Raw genomic sequence first — 20,238 nt, 5'->3', positions numbered from 1 at the left:
GCGGGAAGCGCCTGCCCCTGGCAGGCAGAGAGCCTGATCGCTTATAAACGCTACCCGGTCCCCATCTTGACGCTGGTGCTCCTGGTACTCAGCGCTGGCTTCTGGCTGACCAGGCTGCCATTCATCTCGCATTGGCTGCTCTTTAGCGGTATCCTCCTGGGCGGCCTCCCTCTCATGTGGGATACGCTCAAGCACCTGTGGCGTCGTGAAATGAGCGTTGACCTTATCGCGATACTCGCCATCATTGGTTCGCTGCTTTTACAAGAGTATCTCGCGGAGACGGTGATTGTGCTTATGATGGCGGGAGGAATCGCCCTGGAGGACTTCGCGCTGCGTGCAGGGAAGCTTCCCCAAACACGAGAGAAGGAACATGCTTATTCTCTGCATGTTCCTTCTTTAGCCTCTTAAAAGATATACAGGGGACTCTTGGTGGCGAGCCTCTATCCCGGTTGCTGTATCTCCTGATGCGAAACTGTTGCTGCGCTCGGGATATATTCTTTGGGCGTGGCATGCGTGTGTGCAATCAGCAGAGGCACCGTTGTCATGTCCAGTACATGTTCGGTAATACTTCTATGTAAGAGGTGTTGTAAACCAGTTCTACCATGGGTAGACATAGCGATCAGATCGCAGCCTGCGTATCCCGGGACATCGCCAATACACTCGCTTTCACGAAAAATGCGCTTCCAGATCTCCTCTTCACGTGTATACGTTACCACGGAATAACTTGTCGCAAATGTCGAGGAGGCAAACTCGCCCATACGCAGACGTGTGGCAATCGAAGCCAGGTAGGCCTCTGCTTCCGCCTGCACGGCCTTATTTTGCTGCTCCGCCTGAGCGCTTGTGAAATGCTCATGAGCAGTGACGGAGCGGATAGCGCAGGTAAGATGGATCTGCCCTTGTGCGCTGCCCGCCAGGAGGCGCGCCATCTCCGCCGCGGGCAGCAAGGCTTCCTCAGCCTCTGGTGAGCCATCTAGTGGCACCAATACTCGTGGCACGTGGAATGACTGGCCTGGTTGAAGCATTAGAGGGGAACACCCGTCGCGCATGACTAAAACCGGGACTGGACTGTGACGAATTACATACTGGGCGATGCTGCCAAAGAACCAGCGTGCAACCCCTGTCTGCCCCTGGCTTCGCATTACGATGAGGTCTGCCAGTCGCTCTCCCGCAAGCTGTACAATTGTAGTACCGGGGATACCAATCACCACCTCTGTGGATACAGCGATATCCTCCAGTTTCGAGGTACGAATGACGTGTTTGAGATAGGTCTGGGCATCATGGACAAATGTTGTACGAATTTGCTCAGCCATGTAGCCAGGTACTGTTGGATAGAGACTTGTATAGAGAAGCTCAGGCGTAATTACTTTCACAAGCAATAGCGAGGCGCCAGTTGCACGTGCCAGGAAAGCCGCCATAGGTAACGCCTCTTCAGCACGTTTTGAGCCGTCAAGTGGGATAAGTATGCGCTTGAACATAGATGATCTCCTTCGTCCACTTTGACCTTGACACTCATCAGATCGCGGCATCAAGATGGTATCAATATTGTGTTACCAGGAGTGTAGTTGTTATGCCTCACATGTTTCTCTCGCTCTTACGAAAGCATATCACAGCTCGATCACGGCACTCGCAGTGTCGTTACAGCTTATTCTACTACTAGACTAAGCGTAGCGCGAGGTACACTCTAGCGGTGACCTTGTCAGAAGTTGTTGTACTGTTTCCATAAGAGGAGAGGTCGTTGTGAGAAGGATATGTGTAACCCCTGGCTCCAATGCAGACTCAAAGGGTTCCCAGTGTGCAGCCTGTACGGCGTACAAATCTGGGCGACCATCTGAAGCCAGAATAGCTTCAGGGGACGCTTCATGGTTGGTACCATCGAAATGGCTTTGCCAGCGACCATGGAGCCGTGCCAGCGCGACCTCTGGCGGCGGGCAGACACACTCGATAAAGACAACCTTGGCCCCAATGTCACCGCTGTATGCGCCAATACCTGTCGTTCCTCTCGACGTGAAAAGCTGGCATCAAAGATTACCGACTGCCCCTGCTCCAGATATGGTAGCGCGCGTTGTGCGAGAGCAGCATACGTCTTCCTGTTCCAGGAGGGGGTATAGGTTCCTTTGCCATAATGTTCCGCCTGATGCATAGCGGGCGACTGCTGTGTGAGTTGTTTACGGATGACATCCGAGGAGAACAAGGGAAAGGAGAGATACTGTTGCAATGCGTGAGCGAGCGTGCTCTTCCCGCTCCCCATGAGCCCGCCTATGCAGAGTAGCAGCGGGTGGTGCGTGTCGCTGTTTGTGGTGCGAACGGCGAAGGCAAAGAGGTCAGAGGCCTCCTGAATAGCTTGCCTGCTCTGATTAGTTTCGATCTCGGGATCATCGAGGAGGAATGAGGTCACCTTGCCGCGTACGCAAGCTCGGTAACAGATATAAAAAGGGAAAAGTGTGTAGAGATCGGTATCCCCGGTCTCCGCGATATAGGCCTGGAGGAAGTTCATTGCGAGATCATGGTGCTGTGCCATCTCTAGCTCCATTTCTAGGTCTAGGAGACCTTGCACCCAGCACTAGTTACTTTTATTGCTCATGGGGCGCATGGTCGACATGTGTCAAACTTCTCAACCTATTTTCCGTTGTTCCTGGCAACGTTTGGTGCTCCTCTGCTTCAGGATAGAGAAGGTTGGACATCCAGTGCATCAGTTTTTGTACTAGTTTCATTCCAGGCCGCTCTTCCAGGCGGAAAAGGCAGAGGGAACTGGTAACCTCATCCAATACCTGCTGCGCGATGGGTCGTGGGAGTAAGACAGTCCTACTCTCGCGGATAAAGAGGAGGATCTTGTCACACATCATTTCTTGCGCAAAGATCTGAATGCTACGCGCCGCATCTCGCGTTTCTATGGCGCATGGCTCTATAGCGACCCTTACTTGCGCAGCTTGACAGCGTATGGCTTCAAGAAAGTCATTCGCCTGCTCAATCAGTTCGAGGCGTGGACCCTCTGCCCATTGTTGTTCTGAGAGAGGAAGCAAAGCAAGAGGGGTCAAGACCGCTCTGTGTTTGCGCGCAAAGCGTGCCGCCTTGTTCAGTGCCTCCAGGTCTATATCTTCTACGAAGGGCAATAGAAAACGGCTACCCATAACCGTCACCTCCTTTGCTTCACAATCTATATCTCGGAAAAAAGATTTGTCGCAGTCAAGAACAAAGCTTCCTATTCATCATAGCAACAATATCCTATGAATATTACAAAACCATCACCAGTGCTTTGCTTGTATTCACAATGCCTTCACGCTTCTACCCTATGCTCTCGACTCCATGGTACAAAGGGAACGAGGCATTGTGTGCTTTTCGTGATGTGAAGGTTTTCTTGTGTGACTATATTGAAATTATCTGAGAACATCATATATACCTGAGAGGAATGGCATTAGGAATAGCTGAATCGTCAGGAGATGAAGAGCATGAACGTGTTGGTTGATTGCATCTCCCAAAGAACAGAAAGGATCTATCAACGATGACTGCCGCTTCAATAACCAGGACCTATGCCGTGGTAGAGCGTCAGCATATCCAGCAATTGTTTGAAGTGCTCTCAACCCATGGCTATCAGCTTATCGGACCAACGGTACGTGACTGTGCCATCATGTACGATGTGATTACTTCCGTAGATGATCTTCCTATTGGCTATACCGATGAGCAGCGTGAGGGCTATTATCGCTTAAAAAAGCGTGATGACGAGGCGCTCTTTGGCTACAATGTAGGGCCTCATTCATGGAAGCGTTTCCTGCATCCTCCCGTACTCCGTCTCTGGCGTGCCAGGCGCGAACACACGGGAACGAGTTTTCAGATCACCCCTGAACTGTCAGAAGTGCCTAAGCGGGCCTTTATCGGCGTACGCTCCTGCGATTTGCATGCCATTTTCATTCAGGACCGCGTCTTCCTGGGAGACAGGTATGTTGATCCCGCTTACCAGGAACGGCGCAACAACATTTGCATTATCGCGGTGCAGTGTGGCCAGGCGGGCGGCACCTGCTTCTGTACCTCGATGCAAACCGGTCCCCGGGCGAGCCATGGCTTTGACCTGGCGCTCACCGAAGTGCTAACGCCACCCCGCCATTATTTTGTCGCGGAAACGGGAACCGCGCTTGGGGCAGAGCTCCTCGAGGCGATTGACCATGTAGAGGCAAGCGAGGAGGCAATCCAGCAAGCCTACGCTCTTACGGAGCAGGCCAGTCAGCAAATGGGCAAGACCATGGATACCACTGATATCAAGGATCTGCTCTCTCGCAACCTTGAGCACCCGCAATGGGAGAATGTCGCCACGCGCTGCCTGACCTGTGGCAACTGCACCATGGTCTGCCCCACGTGTTTTTGTACCTCGGTAGAAGACACGACAGATGTCACTGGAACACAGGCCGAGCGCTGGCGCACCTGGGATTCTTGCTTTTCCCAGGACTTCTCCTATTTGCACGGTGGGAGCGTGCGCTCGTCCGCGAAATCCCGCTATCGTCAGTGGATGACGCATAAGCTGGGGACATGGATTGATCAGTTCGGGAGCTCAGGATGCGTCGGATGTGGGCGCTGCATTACCTGGTGCCCAGTCGGCATCGATATTACAGCAGAGGTTCGCGCCATACGCGCGAGTGATTCCTTTGTCCGGAAAGGAGACGAGGATTATGAGCACCCCACCCCTTGAAGCAGCCATTAACGCCCATCCGTTCTTTATCGGCATCGCTCCCCGCTACAGGCGCCTGCTCTATGAATGCGCGGTTGAAACGAGCTTTGATGCTGGAACCTACATTTTTCATGCGGGGGAACCTGCGTCCCAGTTCTATCTTCTGAGCTCGGGCAAAGTCGCGCTGGAGATAAGCGCCGCACCACGCGGCCCCTTGTTGATCGATACCCTGGAGTCTGGTGAGGTGCTTGGTTGGTCCTGGCTCTTCTCACCCTATATCTGGCATTTTGATGCGCGAGCGCTTCTGCCAACACATGCCATTGAGATCGATGGAACATTTCTGCGTATGCAAGCCAAGCAAGACCACCTGTTTGGCTATGAATTGATGACGCGCTTTACGCAAATCCTGATCGAGCGCTTACAAGTCACACGCATGCAATTACTCGACATCTATAACCCACAGGGGTGAGGGAATGATGGAGCCCGCTCAGACACAAGTCACGCTCCCCCGGCTGTACCAGGTGCGGCGGCGCTGGCATGAAATACGCGATACCGTTTCGCTTGCTCTCGAGCCCGTAGATGGTGGTGAAATTCCGTCCTTCGCCACCGGGCAATTCAATATGCTCTACATCTTTGGCGCGGGCGAAATTCCTGTTTCGATCAGCGGGCATCCCTTGAGAGCGAGGCCCCTGCTTCACACCATACGCACGGTTGGGGCCGTCTCCCGGGCGCTCTGCCAGCTCAAGGCAGGTGAGACACTTGGCGTGCGTGGTCCCTTCGGCAGCCACTGGCCCCTAGAACAGGCTGAGGGCAAAGATATTCTCATCATCGCAGGCGGCCTGGGACTCGCACCCTTGCGACCTGTGCTCTACCAGGTCGCGGAGCAGCGCGCAAAGTATGGGCGTATGACCCTGATCTATGGAGCACGTACACCCGCCGATGTCCTGTATGCCCGCGAACTCGCGCGCTGGCGAACCCGCTTTGATTTCGAGATCAAGGTCACGGTAGATGCCGCGCCCGGAGACTGGCGCGGCAACGTCGGCGTGGTAACGCGCATCATTCCCCGCGTGGCATGTGATCCCTCCAACACGCTGGCCTTTCTCTGCGGGCCAGAGATTATGATGCGTTTTTCCGCACTTGAGCTCGCAAAGCGCGGCCTGACCCCGGAGCAGATCTATGTCTCCTTAGAGCGCAATATGCAGTGCGCCACGGGCTGGTGTGGTCACTGCCAGTTCGCGCCCTACTTTGTCTGTAAAGATGGTCCGATTTTTCCGTATCACCGTGTCCAGCATCTGTTGAATGTGCGGGAGGTCTGAGATGAGTGCGACCCATAAGCCCAAACTCGCGGTCTGGAAATTCGCCTCCTGCGATGGCTGCCAGTTGAGTCTGCTTGATTGCGAGGATGAGCTCTTAACATTGGCGGGCGAGATCGAGATCGCCTATTTCCTCGAAGCCTCCCAGGCTATCCAGCCAGGCCCCTACGATCTCTCACTCGTGGAAGGCTCCATTTCGACGCCCCATGACCTGGAGCGTATCCAGCATGTCCGCCGTGCCTCGAAGTACCTGGTCACCATTGGTGCGTGCGCGACGGCGGGTGGCATTCAGGCGCTGCGGAACTTTCAAGATAGCCAGGAGTACCTGGCGCTGGTCTATGCCTCTCCAAACTATATTGAGACGCTTCAGACCTCGACTCCCATTGCCAGCCATGTCCGGGTCGATTTCGAACTCTCTGGCTGTCCCATTAATAAGCAGCAGCTTTTGGAGGTAATCAGCGCCTATCTGCATGGTCGCAAGCCCAACATCCCCGCGTACAGTGTCTGCATGGAGTGTAAACGCAGGGGGACGGTCTGCGTGATGGTCGCGCAAGGCACGCCGTGTCTGGGACCGGTCACGCACGCGGGCTGTGGCGCGATCTGCCCAGCCTATAACCGTGGCTGCTATGGTTGCTATGGACCCAAAGAGACGCCAAACATGGCGGCCCTCAGCGCGCAGTTGTGCCAGTGTGGACTCCGCAGGCAGGAGGTCGTGCGTGTATTGCGAGGCGTGAATGCGTATGCTGAGGCCTTCCGCCGGGAGAGTGAGACATATGAACAGCAAAACCTATAACGTCGACTACCTGGCTCGCGTGGAGGGCGAGGGCGCGCTCCATGTTCAGGTAAAAGGCAGCCAGGTCACCGATGTCAAATTGAAGATCTTTGAGCCACCGCGCTTTTTTGAAGCGCTGTTACGAGGCCGGGCCTATAGCGAAGCCCCCGACATCACGGCGCGCATCTGCGGCATCTGCCCTATCGCCTACCAGATGAGCGCTGTCCACGCGATGGAAGACGCGTTGGGGATCAAAGTAGAAGGCCAGCTTCGCCTGCTGCGTCGTTTGCTCTACTGTGGCGAATGGATATCCAGCCATGCCCTGCATATCTTCTTCTTGCATGCCCCCGACTTTTTAGGATATCCCGACAGTATTCAGATGGCGAAGGATTATCCCGAGGTGGTTCGCCGGGGACTACAACTCAAGAAAGCCGGGAACGCCATCATTGCCTGTATCGGGGGACGCGAGGTCCATCCCATCAATGTACGCGTGGGTGGCTTCTACAAACTCCCCTCCAGGCGGGACCTCGCTCCGCTAGCGGAACAAGTAAAATGGGCTCGCCAGGCGGCCTTAGAGACAGTGCGCTGGACCGCTCAATTTCCCTATCCTGATTTTGAGCAGGCGTATGAGTTCGTTGCCCTCTGTCCCGCGCACGAATATCCTCTGGATGAGGGGCGGCTGACCACGACCAGGGGGGTATCGCTGAATGCGCGGGAGTTTGAGCAGCACTTCATCGAAGAGCAGGTCCCCTACTCGCACGCGCTACACGCGGTGCATAAGGGTATTGGCCCCTACTGTGTGGGCCCCCTGGCTCGCTATACCCTCAACTTTGACCAGTTCCCTGAACTCATCCAGGAAGAGGCCAGGGGCGCGGGGCTAGGGCCTATCTGTCGCAATCCCTTCCGCAGCATTATCGTGCGTAGCCTTGAGGTGCTCTATGCCTGCCATGAAGCCTTGCGGCTGATTGAGCAATACGAGCCACCTGATCGCGCGGCCATCGAAGTTGTCCCACGCGCCTCTGAAGGATGGAGCATCACCGAAGCACCGCGGGGCATCCTCTATCATCACTACCAGCTTGATGAGGAGGGTTTGATTCTGAAGGCAAAAATCATTCCCCCCACTTCACAAAACCAGAAGATGATCGAAGAGGATCTTCGCCGCTACATCCCTCAGGTCCTGAACGCTCCTGGCGACCAGCTCCTGCAACGCTGTGAACAGATGGTGCGGAACTACGACCCCTGTATCTCGTGCGCGACCCACTTCCTTAAACTCACCATTGAGAGATGATCCCTGGTGTGCGCCATGAACAGGAAATCAGGCCCGGGTAGAGCAACAGAGCAATTCCAGCAGCCAGCGCTCAGCGTTATTGGTATTGGGAACGAGGACCGCAGTGACGATGGACTGGGACTTCTCATCGTCAGAGATCTGCGCCAGCACTCATGGCCTCACACCCAGATCCTGGAAAGTAGCGGCGAGGGGACCGCGTTGCTGGAGGCCTGGGAAGGGACCAGCAGCGCGATTGTGATTGATGCCGTGGTAACCGGCGCTCCTCCAGGAACGCTGTATTCCTGGAACCTGTGCACGCATCCCCTGCCTTGTCGCTCTGCCTCTTCCTACTCCAGCCATACCTTTGGTCTGCCCGAAGCGCTGGAACTGGCCCAGATCCTCCAGTGCTTGCCAGAAATGCTCCTGCTCTATGGCATCGAAGGAGCCTGCTTTGAGCCGGGACACCGGCTTACCCCGGCCGTAGCGCATGCGATGCCGATCCTGCTCCAGTCGCTGGAGCGCAAGCTCCACGAACTGCTACGAGACACGCTGTAAGCGCTATGTGATAAAGTCGACATGCATAGATGGCACGTAAAAAACGAGCGGATGGCTGCAACTGAGCATTCTTTCTCAAACTCGGTTGCGACCACCCGCTCGTTTTCACATGTTAGTGGGTTGCCTCATTTGAGGCGGGTTCAGCCCAAGGAACATTCCCTCTCCCAGGGTTGTCACTCCCCTCTACATGGCTGTGCTTCTGCTGCCTGAGATAGCGATGGATCTGTAGTCCCACATCGCGTCCTTCCCGCAAGGCCTCCTCCAACGACTCCAGGCTATGGACGACATCTCCCGCGGCAAAGACACCTGGCATGAGCGTCGTAAAGGGGTCTGTCAGTCGCAGCTCCTCACCACATGTCGTTGCTATGGTCAGTCCGCGAGGGAGAAATGACAGATCGGGAGCCTCGCCAATGGCGACAATTACCGCTTCGACGGGATAGCACCGTCCGCGCCCCGGGGCAAAGGCCAGGTGCGAAGTGTGATCGTCGCGGACCCAGCGTGTCTTCTGACAACGTATCCCACAGACATTCATATCTTCCGTTCCCAGGAAGCTCTTCGGCATGGTGAACTCGTGGATGGAGATGCGCTCATGCGGGCGCAGCAACTGCTCTCTTGCGGTTACAGGCAGTTCCGACAGGGGGGCTGGATAGAACACGTGGACGGATCTGGCCCCTGCTTCTACAGCATGAGCAGCGACGTCAAATGTATAGCGACTTCCTCCCAGGACAACGACCGTTCCCGCACATCCACCCTGTGAGGAGAAAGGCCGGGTGGAGAGTATCTCCAGCGCGGAGCACACACCTTTCAGCGCCTCTTCGCCTGGCAGATCGATAGGTACCTGCTGTTGCACGCCGACTGCCAGTAATACGGCATCAAAGCTCCGGCGTATCTCGTCAAACGAGATATCGCGTCCAATGCGGGTCCGTAAGCGAAGTACGCCCCCTGGTCGCAAGAGGAGCTCAAGTAACTGCTCTCTGGCCTGAGACGACAAACCAAAGGAAGGCATGTCGAGGGCGAGCATTCCACCCGCAGTCGGTTTCTCCTCGAAGATCGTGATCTGGCTATATCCCAGAAGCGCCAGGACATGTGCCGCATTGAGTCCCACTGGTCCTGAGCCAATAATTGCGATACGCTCGTCATAGACGTTATGGAGTATTGGAGCCATGGGGACAAGCAGCGAGTAATCCAGCAGCTTTGTATCAGGGTTCGAGATCACTACCTGTCCGCCACTCGTCCTGATCTGTGTGTGGTAAACCATTCCCAGCTCCTTTCCAACAAGAGAGATGCATTGTGGGCGTGCTCTCTCCATACTTCCCTTTCTCTCTAGGATAGGATCGTGCTCTCACACATACATCTCTAAGCACAGGTCCTGTTTCTCGGTCATATCACATGTTATTCTGGTAGCCCTCCTCCTCCAGATGCTCTTTCCTAATCATATCCGCCGGGCGCACCAGTAGTAACGGAAGCCTGGTTGCTTGAAGCACACGTCCAGCAATACTGCCCATCGTCCACTTTTTGATTCCACTATACCCATGCGTTGTCATGGCAATGAGATCACAGGGTTCAATGACGGCGCCATCTTCTGCTCTCTCACCATCCTCAGCAACCCGGACAATCCCTTCCGCGATATCCCTCTCCACGGAGACGGACCAGGTGAGTTTGAAGCGGAGCTCGGGGCCAACGTTGGCCACCAGGCCTTCGCGAATACATGTACAGGTCGCTTGCAGATTCTGCCTGGCATTTTGCAGCAGCGCCTCGCTTTTTGCCCCTTCGCTGCTCTCTTTTGGCACCATAACCATCTGGGTGAGGTGGAGTTCTCCTTGCCCAGGAGATGACAAGGCTGCCACCAGGGCTGCCGCAGGAGCGATCACATCCTGAGATCGAGCTGAAGCATCTAATGGGATCAGGGCACGAACACCATTTGCGCCACCGCCGTTGGGGTGAGCGAGCAGAGGTTTCTCATCGCGGAGAATGAGTACCGGGACAGGCGCATGATGAACCACCTTCTCTGCGACGCTACCTAGCACCCATCGTTTCACCCCTGTATACCCATGACTGGACATCACCACAAGGTCAGCTGAGAGTGTGTTGATCATAGAAAGGATAACAGTTGCTGGATTCCCCAGCACCACCTGCTTCTTGAGCGTCACCCCTGCCAGGTCAGGGCGGCGAAGCAAGGCATCAAGGTAATTACTGGCATTAGCGAGACTACTATTGAGAATGGCATGCATGGCAGCAGGCTGCATCACGCCATATGAGAGATACGCATAGGAAACATCGGCTACCTGCAATAGGGTGATCGTTCCACCTGAGATACGTGCCAACCGCACTGTAACTGGTAATGCCCCTTCGGCAAGAGGTGATCCGTCCAGAGGCACAAGAATCTGTTGAAACATCATCAAGCTCCTCTCTCTCCTTTGATCAAAGGTCTCTCTGCTCCTACTCTTAGAAGAAAGTGCTCGCCTTCATGATATATGCACGCTTCCCTCAATGGGCTCACTCCATCTGGAGGTACTCTCCATTCATCCACCATTCGATTCGCCTGCTGATATTTGAGGACGCACGATAAGTGTGGGAAGCCTGGTTGCTTCAAGTACGCGTTCAGTGATACTTCCCATGATCCAGCGGTCAGCACCTTCTCGTCCGTGTGTTGCCAGTGCGATCATATGACAGGGCTGGGTCTCCCTAACGTCTTGCTCTTGAGTGTCGGTCTCAGCAATCTTGATGAGGGTATCAGCGACATCTCTACCAAGCGCAACCGATGATGACACCAAGAGATGCAAATGTGCCATCTCCCCTTCGTGGAATTTCTGTGCGACAGAGCATAAATAGGCATGCGCTCTCGTTATTGCCTCTTCAGCTTGCTCATCCTGATGAGAGAGAGGCACGATATGTGTCAGATGGAGGCGTCCCTGTGCCGGAGCAGATAATGCTGCGCAGAGGCCTCCTGCTGGAAAGAGTGCCGTTTCGGCCAAGGGTGAGCCATCGAGAGCTACCAGCGTACACATCGAACGCGTTCCATTTGGTGTCAGAGGCAATGAGCTCCCCCCGTCCTCACGAAGAACTAGAACAGGAACATCACTCGCGTGTGCAACTTTTTGGGCAACACTCCCTAAAGCCCAGCGTTTGAAGCCTGTCATGCCATGGCTGCACATGACAATCAGATCGACGGCTTGTAAGCGCGCCGTCGAAAGGATGGTCTGAGCAGGCATACTATCGGCGACCTCCAGGGTCGTCGGGATATGCGTCAACGCTTCTCTTACCGCAACAGCGTGTAAATAGGTGCTTGCTTGTGCATGGAGTGTTTCCACATGCTTCTCCGCAGTCTCTGGCGGTTGCAGGAAAGAGACCACCATGTCAGCAGAATGGGTAAGCACTCGAAGCAGGATGACCGAGCCACCGCAAGCGTGTGCAATATGAGCAGCAATGGGAATGGCACGCTCAGCCCGATCTGATCCATCCAGTGGAACTAAAATTTTTTGAAACATGGATTGCGCTTTGCCTCCAAAGCCTTTCACTCATTGAGTGAGATCTACAGACAAGCTTACTGTTCTATACATGTATTCTTTTTACGCCTCTGTTCCTTTCTTTCACCGAGAGTTGTCTCATGGGTGCTTTGTGCTTCCACCTCGACAGGCATTTTCCCTCGGCAATGGACCCAATAAGCAGGCATCTTCTCAGTGGTTTCTGTCAAATAGATGGTGCATTGCTGTGCATCAACCACTAAATGGGCAGGCTTCTCCAAGAATGCAGGCTCTTGCTGTTGAAGCCATGCCATCACCTCCGCAGTTGTCTGGCAATGTGGGCAAAAGGCTCGGTCACCAAGGACACTGCGATTGCTCCTCAGCAGATGTTTGGGATACCAGCTCGCAAGAGCCAGGAGGCATATCCGAAGAGGTTCATGCAGATCCATTTCATCCCATCCTTCCTCTGTGGCGTCCCTGCTTCTTGTCGAGAGAATCGTAAACCGTGCAATGCGACGTGGGCTTGAGATGCTTTTTGCAAGAGAACTCATGAGCGTGCTCTCTGCTATCTAGCTCTGCAAATCCCAGTATGAGCGGCCAGCGCTACGACGTAGCGCGGAGTCTCTCCATTTCCCGCATTAAACAAGCGGTTTCAACCACAGCACATGTTGAGAGAAACGCTGTGGGCACATGGTACGATAGCATTATCGTAACAAGGCGTGCAAGTCAACTATTGCCCAGAAAGAGACCCAAGCAGTGAGCGCCTACCGATGCCCAGATCACTCGATGTTGAGACGGAACAGGAGAGATTTCCAACTTCCAACAAGCCGCTCTTGCCTCGCACATCTTTCGGGAGGGGCACGCAGAGGAGAAGCGTTGTCAGAGGGATGTACCATGATTCTGAAAAGGTGAGGTACGGCAAGAGACTACGGTCCTGTTTGTGCGTGTGGTCACAGTGGAAAGAGAAGCTCCTTCATCAGAAGAAGCTTCTGCAGGAGAACACATAGATGTCCAGCCAGATGCCATCCGAATCGAGATCACGTGAGACTAACGCTGCTTCGACATCGCCTGTTTCTTCGGACGCGATCTCCTCACACAAAAGACCTCAGCAGCCTCAAATCGAATCGGTGACGGCACGTTTCCCGCCACCAGAACAAGCATCGATTCCTCTCCTGCTTCGAGCGTTACACTCAACGCAGCAAGGACTGACCAGCCGTGAGGCGGCTCGACGCCTGGTCGCCTACGGGCCAAATGAACTTCGTCGGCACGGTGATCGTACATGGCTCAAAGATTTTGCCGTGCAATTCATTCATCCCTTGGCACTGCTCCTGTGGGCTGCGGCAGCACTTGCCCTCGTTGCCCACACAGCTGTCCTTGCGATAGCGATCATCGGAGTGATCCTGCTCAATGCTGTCTTTGCGTTCTGGCAAGAACAGCAGGCAGAGCGTGCGGTCGAAGCACTCTCTAGCTATCTTCCTCATCGGGCGACGGTCATACGAGATGGTCGTCGACAAGGGATCGTGGTGCGAGAGTTAGTACCGGGGGACGTTCTCCTGATTGAAGAGGGCGATGCCATCAGTGCTGATGCACGCCTCTTCGACGGTGCCCTGGAGGTGGACATGTCCATGCTCACCGGTGAATCGACGCTAGTTGAGCGGTATGCAGGAGCACCTGAGGCCGAAGGAGATTTCCTTTCGCAATCGGATCTGGTGTTCTCTGGAACGGTTTGTACAGGCGGCCGGCACACACTCTGGTCTATCGGACGGGGATGACGACTGAGTTGGGTTGTATTGCGGCGCTCACTGAGCGGGTTGGTCGAGAGGAAAGTCCTTTAGAGCGACAGGTGCGACGCGTCGCCTGGTTGATTGCCGCAGTGGCAACCGTAGTAGGCCTCGCGTTTTTGCCCATCGGTGTCCTGGCGGGCCTTTCCTTACGGGACGCGTTTGTGTTTGCAGTAGGGCTGTTAGTCGCGAATGTGCCAGAAGGGCTTTTACCAACCATCACCCTGGCGCTGGCAATGGCGGTACGTACCCTGGCCCGCCGTGGGGCATTGCTGCGCCGCTTGAGTGCGGTCGAGACGCTTGGATGTACCGATGTGATCTGCACTGACAAGATGGGCACGCTTACCCGTAATCGGATGACGGTGACGCTCCTCCTCGACGCAACGCTTGCACAGGACTTCCTCTCTGGGGAGAGCGCAAGCGGCAAGCATGCGCTCCTCCAGTCATTACTTGTTACTATGGTGTCCAGCTCCACTGCTGACGTTGACGAACAGCGAGAAATGGGAGATCCAACAGAAGTCGCGCTGTTACATGCGGCTGCGATGTTGGGTGCGGATGTCAGTTCGTCGGCTCGTGATAGGCGGCATCATGCGCTGTTCCGCTTCGATCCCACACGACGGCTCATGAGTACCGTTGATATGACAGCGGAAGGCAGATATGTTGGGTATACCAAAGGAGCGCCAGTCTCGGGTTGTGCGCGGACGGACGAAGCTAAAAGCGAAGAGGATGAACACCCCTGCATTAATGATGACCAGGAGCCAAAGGCCATAGGCTGGTGCTTCATGTGTGTGCATTGGAGAACTCCTTCTGATGATTGTTCTTTTCTTTTTATCAAGTGCTACTGTTTTTGGCTGTCCTGTCTATTCTCCCTGGTGATCATTTCTATCATGGTTCCCGTGTCCAAGATGCATAAAGAGCATCATCAAAGGACACAGCAGGAAGAGCAAAAATGGAAGCACGCCCAGCAGGTGTGCACTATGTTCTGTGATGAGAAAAAAACGCTGATGGCGAGAAAGCCGAGAAGTACCCAGGTCGCGATTCGTGATTGGAATCCTCTTCCTCTCGTCGGTGGATGATCATGGACGTTCTTCATCTCATGGCCCCTCTCTCTACGGTGTGGTGGCTTGCATGCGCAGGCAACACGCATGCACATGCGACAATGCTTGTGCCTCTCGTACTTCACTATTCGACAATAATCTTTCCCCGAAGCATGCCCATCTGACAGCTGAACTCATATTCGCCGGGTTGCTCTGGGAGAAACTCTACCGGGATGGTTTCCCCGGTTGGGAGCCGGGCGCTCTTGCCGAAGTGGCTCAACACGACCATCTCTGAGCAAGCGGCCGCCTCTTCACGGCGAAAGTTGAAGCGTACCGGCTTGCCATGTTGGACGACAATCACATCGGGGGTATAGCTGCCTTTGACCAGGATCATGGCCTCCTGGTAGCCACGAGAGGTGCTTGTTGCCCGTACACTACCCTTGCGTGGCCCCCAGAAGAACCAGGCAATGCCACCGATCACGAAGAGTCCACCAAGGAGCGCCAGGATATTTGTCAGGTTCATCATGTTCCGCTTTCTGTTCTTCTCTCTATCCGTTGCCCTGCGTTCGCAGTTGCGTGCTCCGCGTGTGACTGGGTTCTGTTGGGTTGCGCTGCTCTGATGTGCTTTTTCGATATCACCCCGTTCCGTTGGAAGGTGTTCTCTGAAAGGGGAGGCGGATGTTTATGAGGCCATACTGGTTCCCCCTTGGGATGCCAGCCTCGCAGGCGATTGGCGTTTGTTACCACCGTGACTGAGCTCGCCGCCATGGCAGCAGCAGCGAGAAGAGGACTCAGAAGAATGCCGGTAAAGGGGTAAAGAATGCCCATTGCAATGGGAATGCCCAGGGCATTGTAGATGAAGGCGCCAAACAGGTTTTGCTTTACATTACGCATGGTCGCCTTAGAAATGGCAATGGCTGTCACTACTCCGTTCAGGCTTCCACTAATGAGCGTGATATCCGCCGCCTCGATGGCGACGTCAGTGCCAGTGCCAATAGCCAACCCGACATCAGCCTGTGAGAGCGCGGGCGCATCGTTTATCCCATCCCCCACCATCCCGACTTTTTTTCCTTCCAGTTGGAGCTTTTGCACTTCGTGCGCTTTGTCTTGAGGGCGCACTTCAGCGAGCACACGGTCTACTCCTACCTGAAGCCCGATGGCAGCGGCGGTTCGCCGATTGTCGCCTGTCAGCATCACCACTTCGAGCCCCAGACGCTTGAGCGCAGCAATGGCAGCGGTCGATTCTTCCTTCACCGTATCGGCAACGGCCACAATGCCCGCGGCCTGCCCGTTTATGGCGATGTACATAGGCGTCTTGCCGTCATCGGCCAGGTGCCGAACCTCAGCCTCCAATTGCCCCAGCTGAATATGTGCTGTATGCAACAAGGCCGCGTTCCCAAGGTGTACATGTTTCCCAGCAACATCTGCTTCGACTCCCTGACCAGGAATAGCCTTGAAGTTGCTTACCTCGGACATAGCGAGGTGACGCCCTTTTGCTCCCTCCACGATAGCTGTTGCCAGAGGATGCTCAGAATTGCGCTCAACAGTTGCTGCGAGGGTGAGGATCTCGTCCTCGTCGAAGCCGGTCTTAGCCACGACATTCGTCAGTTCAGGTTTGCCGCGAGTGATAGTACCAGTCTTGTCCAGTACGATGGTTTGCAGGTGCATCGTGGTTTGGAGTGCATCGCCCGAGCGAATCAGAATGCCCTGTTCGGCCCCTTTGCCAATCCCCACGGTCAGGCTGGTCGGGGTAGCTAGCCCAAGTGCACACGGGCAGGCAATGATCAGGGTAGTGACGAAGACAATGAGCGCGTACACGATTGCGGGCTGTGGCCCGAAGGTGAACCAGATGACTGTTGCCGCAACTGCCAGCATCATGACCGTTGGCACAAAGTAGTGCGAGACCTGATCGACGACGCGCTGAATGGGGGCTTTGGAGCCCTGGGCATCCTGCACCAGGCGAATGATCTGAGCCAGTGCCGTATCCTTGCCAACCTTGGTGGCGCGGAAGCGGAAACTACCCATCTGATTCATGGTCGCACCGATGACTTCGTCGCTCGCATGTTTTTCCACGGGGATGGATTCTCCGGTAAGCATGCTCTCATCAACGGAGGAGGTGCCAGAGAGCACAATCCCATCGACGGGGATTTTTTCTCCGGGCCTCACCACAAGGATATCGCCTACCAACACTTCCTCAATGGGGATGTCTTGCTCGATGCCATCGCGTACCACGCGCGCGGTCTTTGCTTGCAAGCCAATGAGTTTCTTGATGGCCTCACTGGTGCGTCCCTGGGCCCGCAATTCGAGGGCTAATCCCAGGTTGACCAGGGCGACAACCACCGCTGTGACATCGTAAAAGACTTCTGCCAGTGCCATTGACGGGAACATCTGTGGGATGGCGACGGCAACGCCAGAGTAGAGCCAGGCAGCAGAGATACCGATAGCGATCAAGGTATGCATATTGGCTTGCCGATGTCTAAGTGCCTGCCACATGCCAGTAAAGAAGTGACTCCCCGCCCAGGCGAGCACCGGCAGTGTGAGCAGACCAAGCAAGGCCCAGACGAAGCGTCGCACATCGCTCCCCGGTGTGAGCCAGTCGCGCAGTCCCGGGAAGAACTGTGGATAGGAAAACACGATCACAGGCAGTGAGATGATGGCGGCGAACCAGAATTTGTGGAGAAGTGTGGTGTACTCACGTGCCTGGTCTTGCTCAGCCTGGTCCATCGCCGTCTCAGTTGGAATTGCTTCGCCTCGCACCTGATAGCCTGCTGCTTCAATGGCGCGAGTAAGGCCTGTCCGGTCAATCAGCGTCGGTAGGAAGGTCACCTGTGCCCGGCTTGTCGCTGGATTGACGGTAGCCGCAAGCACTCCCGGTGTGCGCGAGAGGGCCTGTTCAATGCTGATGACGCAGGATGCGCAGTGCATGCTCTTAATGTCGAGATACGTCGTCGCCCTCCCTATGGTATACCCTGCCTCGCGCACCTGATCAATGATCGCTTCGAGGGTGATGGTAGATGGGTCGTAGGTGACATGCAGCAGATTGCTCTTTGGATTGGCTGCGATCTGTGCGATGCCTGGTAGGGCTATGAGGCGTTCTTGCAGGCGTAGAGCCCCCTGATGCCCACCCCAGTTACTGACCGGAAGCTCGATGTACTGGAGTTGTGCTGTCTCCCCAACGCCGGTGGTTGCTGAACGACTGTGCTCACGGTCGAACTGGTGCACACAATGTGCCGAACAGAAGTAGAAGGGTTCTTCACCCGCCGTGCGTGTGGCGAATGCCTCTGTTTGGGCAATGGTCATGCCACAGACGGGGTCTTGCACCTGTGGCGAGGCTGACCCCTGCGTTGTTGTTTCGTGTAGCATTCTTCCACTCCTTTCTCAGAAATGCACCTTGTTCTCTTCACTGGTGAGTGTCGCATGCCAGGCTGAGGCCGCCGTGAGGGAAAACTGAGGCTCGGCTGAGGATTGTGCAGGAAACAATGACTGGTGAAATGCTGGCTGGACGAGATCTTCTTGCAAAACGCTGGGCCTCCAGGCCGTGATAGTAACCGCCCCCCCCGGCGTCTCAAGCTTCGTCCGGCTGCATATATTGAACCATTACGCGAGGATACCTAGATCAGAGGAACACGCAACACGCAAAAGAACACTGAGCTATATTGCCAACGCTCTTTTGTGTGTTGCGCCTCGTCTGATTGCAGTGATATAGGCCAGTTTTCATAGTAGTTTCGATGAAAATGAGAGGCTAGCTACGCTGCTTGATCTGAGCAAAAATTCGCGCAAAAGTATGTTCGCCTCATTTGCCTAATAAAGCGGCTAAGAATGCAGACACGCTGGAGGATGCCCAGCATTGCCTCGGCGCTCACCGTGGGTCGCAGCGAGTCGTTTGAGCGTCAGTCGAGCGGGGCGCGTCTGCGTGCTAATGGGCAAGGCTACTGTCAGCACGCCGTTCCCATAGGTAACATTGGCGCACTCTCCATCAACTGGAATGGGAAGCGCTAGTTCGCGGTGATAGGCTCCAGCACTCCACTCATCGAGCAAGAGATCAAAGATCTCTTTGAGCATGGCACGCAGGTTCCCATGGAGAATGAGGCGGTCATCACCGGTAAGTTCGACCAGAAAGTTCTCAGGTTCTAGCCCAGCCATAGGAGCCGCAACCATCAAGCGCTCACCCGTACGATAGACCTTGACGGGAATATGCTGCTGTTTCACCTGTTCTTGCATGCTCTTTCCCTCCTGTCATTCCAGGGGAAATGTGAGATGGTAATTCGCTATCTTCAATATACCAAATGTCCTGATCTACTCTCTCTTTGGCAGAAACCCATGCCTAAAGATTGGGCTTCTTGATGTCTGGCAGACCTCGTCTCTCAGCCAATCCTCAGTTCTCCATCAAGAGAGCATCAACAATGCCCGCCATACTTGAAGCAGGATGCAAGGGGCATCAAGACCAAGACAGGGACAGAGAGAAAGAAACAGCACTGTCATGCAGGCATTCGCCCTCGCTCCTCTCTGCGGGAAAAGCGCCATATGCTTTCACCAGCGTGCAGATGCAAAAAACTGTCAATACGCGTATGCGGCAATGCATGTTTTCGGGCGCATGCGCAAATAAGAAAGGAAGGTTACTCTTATGATGATGTGGGGCTATGGATATAGTTGGCCGATGGTGCTCTGGATGGCCGTTTGGAATCTTTTCTGGCTCGTCTTGCTGGGGTTAGCCATTTGGACATTGGTTCGCTGGCTGACCCGTTTCACATCCGAGCGTACGCACAGGGATGGTTCACCGGCTGGGCCTTCTGCACTCGAGATTCTCCGCCAGCGCTACGCGCGGGGTGAGATTGATGCCGAGACCTTTGAGCACATGCGTGAGCGCCTTCAAGTTCCAAATGTGCATGAAACACCTTTACGCCAGTCCTAAAGCAAGCGACAGGGACAAAAGGAGCAAACGATGGAATATGTGTATGGTTTTGGGATGGCCCTTTCAGGCCCATATGAAGACGTGGTGCTACGCGTCAAGGAAGCGCTGAAAGCGGAGGGCTTTGGGGTGTTAACCGAAATTGATGTCCAGCAAACACTGAGCGAGAAACTTGGTGTGCAGATGCCCCCGTATCTTATTCTGGATGTTTGTAATCCGCACCTGGCTCATCGTGCGCTAGAACTGGAGCCAGCAATAGGGCTTCTCTTGCCATGTAATGTCATCGTGAGAACGCTTGGCAAGGAGTGCTCTGTCGAGGTCGCTGACCCGAATGCGCTGATCGACCTCTCTCGCAATCAACAACTCACCCCGATTGCCGAGGAGGCAAAACAACACCTGCAAAGAGCCATTGCCACACTCCAGGAGGATCGTTCCGCTGGTTCGGCATGCGCTCCGTCTCCGTAAACCACTTGGAGGTCAATC

General features: G+C 54.9%; 20 protein-coding genes and 2 pseudogenes. 10 read left to right on the top strand and 12 right to left on the bottom strand.

What is annotated here, in order from left to right; genetic code table 11:
• Positions 1-66: 66 nt before the first annotated feature.
• On the top strand, positions 67-408 hold the full coding sequence (locus KTE_RS38515; RefSeq protein WP_201391343.1) for a hypothetical protein: 342 nt from the start codon (positions 67-69) through the stop codon (positions 406-408).
• A gap of 32 nt (positions 409-440) precedes the next feature.
• On the opposite strand, the gene KTE_RS38510 is transcribed toward KTE_RS38515, so the two are convergent.
• The 3 genes from KTE_RS38510 to KTE_RS38500 form a co-directional block, all read right to left on the bottom strand.
• Positions 441-1,475, bottom strand: coding sequence for a universal stress protein (locus tag KTE_RS38510; protein WP_201391341.1), 1,035 nt, complete (start codon positions 1,473-1,475; stop codon positions 441-443).
• Positions 1,476-1,696: 221 nt separating this feature from the next.
• Entirely contained in the window at positions 1,697-2,518 is an 822-nt protein-coding gene (locus KTE_RS38505; RefSeq protein WP_201391339.1) for an ATP-binding protein, read from the bottom strand.
• A 52-nt stretch (positions 2,519-2,570) separates the two neighbouring features.
• Positions 2,571-3,128 (bottom strand): universal stress protein, encoded by a 558-nt coding sequence (locus KTE_RS38500; protein WP_201391337.1) that lies wholly within the window; start codon positions 3,126-3,128, stop codon positions 2,571-2,573.
• 371 nt (positions 3,129-3,499) lie between these two features.
• Here KTE_RS38500 and KTE_RS38495 point away from each other — a divergent pair, with 371 nt between their 5' ends.
• The 6 genes from KTE_RS38495 to KTE_RS38470 are packed head-to-tail and all read left to right on the top strand — an operon-like array spanning position 3,500 to position 8,564.
• Positions 3,500-4,678: a 4Fe-4S dicluster domain-containing protein gene (locus KTE_RS38495; protein WP_201391334.1), complete on the top strand. Its 1,179-nt coding sequence runs from the start codon at positions 3,500-3,502 to the stop codon at positions 4,676-4,678.
• On the top strand, positions 4,659-5,126 hold the full coding sequence (locus KTE_RS38490; protein ID WP_201391333.1) for a cyclic nucleotide-binding domain-containing protein: 468 nt from the start codon (positions 4,659-4,661) through the stop codon (positions 5,124-5,126). Before KTE_RS38495 ends, KTE_RS38490 begins: the two co-directional genes overlap by 20 nt.
• Before the next feature lie 4 nt (positions 5,127-5,130).
• Positions 5,131-5,973 carry an FAD/NAD(P)-binding protein gene (locus KTE_RS38485; RefSeq protein ID WP_201391331.1) on the top strand — a complete coding sequence of 281 codons (843 nt, stop codon included), beginning with the start codon at positions 5,131-5,133 and terminating at the stop codon, positions 5,971-5,973.
• Between the two features lies 1 nt (position 5,974).
• On the top strand, positions 5,975-6,763 hold the full coding sequence (locus KTE_RS38480) for a hypothetical protein (protein WP_201391329.1): 789 nt from the start codon (positions 5,975-5,977) through the stop codon (positions 6,761-6,763).
• Positions 6,744-8,030 carry a Ni/Fe hydrogenase subunit alpha gene (locus tag KTE_RS38475; protein ID WP_201391327.1) on the top strand — a complete coding sequence of 429 codons (1,287 nt, stop codon included), beginning with the start codon at positions 6,744-6,746 and terminating at the stop codon, positions 8,028-8,030. The genes KTE_RS38480 and KTE_RS38475 overlap by 20 nt, the downstream gene beginning before the upstream one ends.
• Before the next feature lie 15 nt (positions 8,031-8,045).
• A complete protein-coding gene (locus KTE_RS38470) occupies positions 8,046-8,564 on the top strand; it encodes a hydrogenase maturation protease (protein ID WP_201391325.1) in 519 nt (172 codons plus the stop codon).
• A gap of 112 nt (positions 8,565-8,676) precedes the next feature.
• On the opposite strand, the gene KTE_RS38465 is transcribed toward KTE_RS38470, so the two are convergent.
• The 3 genes from KTE_RS38465 to KTE_RS38455 form a co-directional block, all read right to left on the bottom strand.
• Entirely contained in the window at positions 8,677-9,822 is a 1,146-nt protein-coding gene (locus KTE_RS38465) for an FAD-dependent oxidoreductase (protein WP_201391323.1), read from the bottom strand.
• Positions 9,823-9,949: 127 nt separating this feature from the next.
• Positions 9,950-10,963 (bottom strand): universal stress protein, encoded by a 1,014-nt coding sequence (locus KTE_RS38460; protein WP_201391321.1) that lies wholly within the window; start codon positions 10,961-10,963, stop codon positions 9,950-9,952.
• Positions 10,964-11,086: 123 nt separating this feature from the next.
• Positions 11,087-12,052 (bottom strand): universal stress protein, encoded by a 966-nt coding sequence (locus KTE_RS38455; protein ID WP_201391319.1) that lies wholly within the window; start codon positions 12,050-12,052, stop codon positions 11,087-11,089.
• A gap of 983 nt (positions 12,053-13,035) precedes the next feature.
• Here KTE_RS38455 and KTE_RS50190 point away from each other — a divergent pair.
• A pseudogene (locus tag KTE_RS50190) lies at positions 13,036-14,436 on the top strand (HAD-IC family P-type ATPase).
• Positions 14,437-14,477: 41 nt separating this feature from the next.
• On the opposite strand, the pseudogene KTE_RS50185 reads toward KTE_RS50190, so the two are convergent.
• The 6 genes and pseudogenes from KTE_RS50185 to KTE_RS38425 all read right to left on the bottom strand — a co-directional run.
• Positions 14,478-14,603: pseudogene (locus KTE_RS50185) on the bottom strand (isoprenylcysteine carboxylmethyltransferase family protein); the annotation flags it as partial.
• A gap of 66 nt (positions 14,604-14,669) precedes the next feature.
• On the bottom strand, positions 14,670-14,768 hold the full coding sequence (locus tag KTE_RS50180; protein WP_374226869.1) for a DUF2933 domain-containing protein: 99 nt from the start codon (positions 14,766-14,768) through the stop codon (positions 14,670-14,672).
• Between the two features lie 223 nt (positions 14,769-14,991).
• Positions 14,992-15,372, bottom strand: a complete 381-nt coding sequence (locus KTE_RS38440) for a cupredoxin domain-containing protein (RefSeq protein WP_201391313.1) — start codon at positions 15,370-15,372, stop codon at positions 14,992-14,994.
• Positions 15,369-18,209 carry a heavy metal translocating P-type ATPase gene (locus tag KTE_RS38435; RefSeq protein ID WP_201391311.1) on the bottom strand — a complete coding sequence of 947 codons (2,841 nt, stop codon included), beginning with the start codon at positions 18,207-18,209 and terminating at the stop codon, positions 15,369-15,371. Before KTE_RS38435 ends, KTE_RS38440 begins: the two co-directional genes overlap by 4 nt.
• Before the next feature lie 15 nt (positions 18,210-18,224).
• Positions 18,225-18,365 carry a hypothetical protein gene (locus KTE_RS38430; RefSeq protein WP_201391308.1) on the bottom strand — a complete coding sequence of 47 codons (141 nt, stop codon included), beginning with the start codon at positions 18,363-18,365 and terminating at the stop codon, positions 18,225-18,227.
• Between the two features lie 294 nt (positions 18,366-18,659).
• Positions 18,660-19,067 carry an Hsp20/alpha crystallin family protein gene (locus KTE_RS38425; protein ID WP_201391306.1) on the bottom strand — a complete coding sequence of 136 codons (408 nt, stop codon included), beginning with the start codon at positions 19,065-19,067 and terminating at the stop codon, positions 18,660-18,662.
• A gap of 403 nt (positions 19,068-19,470) precedes the next feature.
• Between KTE_RS38425 and KTE_RS38420 the strand changes: the two genes are divergently transcribed.
• On the top strand, positions 19,471-19,758 hold the full coding sequence (locus KTE_RS38420; RefSeq protein WP_201391304.1) for an SHOCT domain-containing protein: 288 nt from the start codon (positions 19,471-19,473) through the stop codon (positions 19,756-19,758).
• Positions 19,759-19,788: 30 nt separating this feature from the next.
• Positions 19,789-20,220, top strand: a complete 432-nt coding sequence (locus tag KTE_RS38415; protein ID WP_201391301.1) for a DUF302 domain-containing protein — start codon at positions 19,789-19,791, stop codon at positions 20,218-20,220.
• Positions 20,221-20,238: the final 18 nt, after the last annotated feature.

The organism is Ktedonobacter sp. SOSP1-85, from assembly GCF_016587415.1.
Lineage (GTDB): Bacteria > Chloroflexota > Ktedonobacteria > Ktedonobacterales > Ktedonobacteraceae > Ktedonobacter.
This window is presented reverse-complemented; position numbering and strand designations above follow the sequence as displayed.

Coding starts and splice junctions, on each gene's coding strand:
- KTE_RS38495 (WP_201391334.1), top strand. CDS start 3,500: ATGACTGCCGCTTCAATAACCAGGACCTATGCCGTGGTAGAGCGTCAG.
- KTE_RS38425 (WP_201391306.1), bottom strand. CDS start 19,067: ATGCAAGAACAGGTGAAACAGCAGCATATTCCCGTCAAGGTCTATCGT.
- KTE_RS38475 (WP_201391327.1), top strand. CDS start 6,744: ATGAACAGCAAAACCTATAACGTCGACTACCTGGCTCGCGTGGAGGGC.
- KTE_RS38435 (WP_201391311.1), bottom strand. CDS start 18,209: ATGCTACACGAAACAACAACGCAGGGGTCAGCCTCGCCACAGGTGCAA.
- KTE_RS38505 (WP_201391339.1), bottom strand. CDS start 2,518: ATGGCACAGCACCATGATCTCGCAATGAACTTCCTCCAGGCCTATATC.
- KTE_RS38500 (WP_201391337.1), bottom strand. CDS start 3,128: ATGGGTAGCCGTTTTCTATTGCCCTTCGTAGAAGATATAGACCTGGAG.
- KTE_RS38480 (WP_201391329.1), top strand. CDS start 5,975: ATGAGTGCGACCCATAAGCCCAAACTCGCGGTCTGGAAATTCGCCTCC.
- KTE_RS38470 (WP_201391325.1), top strand. CDS start 8,046: ATGAACAGGAAATCAGGCCCGGGTAGAGCAACAGAGCAATTCCAGCAG.
- KTE_RS38415 (WP_201391301.1), top strand. CDS start 19,789: ATGGAATATGTGTATGGTTTTGGGATGGCCCTTTCAGGCCCATATGAA.
- KTE_RS38440 (WP_201391313.1), bottom strand. CDS start 15,372: ATGATGAACCTGACAAATATCCTGGCGCTCCTTGGTGGACTCTTCGTG.
- KTE_RS38510 (WP_201391341.1), bottom strand. CDS start 1,475: ATGTTCAAGCGCATACTTATCCCACTTGACGGCTCAAAACGTGCTGAA.
- KTE_RS38485 (WP_201391331.1), top strand. CDS start 5,131: ATGATGGAGCCCGCTCAGACACAAGTCACGCTCCCCCGGCTGTACCAG.
- KTE_RS38465 (WP_201391323.1), bottom strand. CDS start 9,822: ATGGTTTACCACACACAGATCAGGACGAGTGGCGGACAGGTAGTGATC.
- KTE_RS38455 (WP_201391319.1), bottom strand. CDS start 12,052: ATGTTTCAAAAAATTTTAGTTCCACTGGATGGATCAGATCGGGCTGAG.
- KTE_RS38420 (WP_201391304.1), top strand. CDS start 19,471: ATGATGATGTGGGGCTATGGATATAGTTGGCCGATGGTGCTCTGGATG.
- KTE_RS38490 (WP_201391333.1), top strand. CDS start 4,659: ATGAGCACCCCACCCCTTGAAGCAGCCATTAACGCCCATCCGTTCTTT.
- KTE_RS38460 (WP_201391321.1), bottom strand. CDS start 10,963: ATGATGTTTCAACAGATTCTTGTGCCTCTGGACGGATCACCTCTTGCC.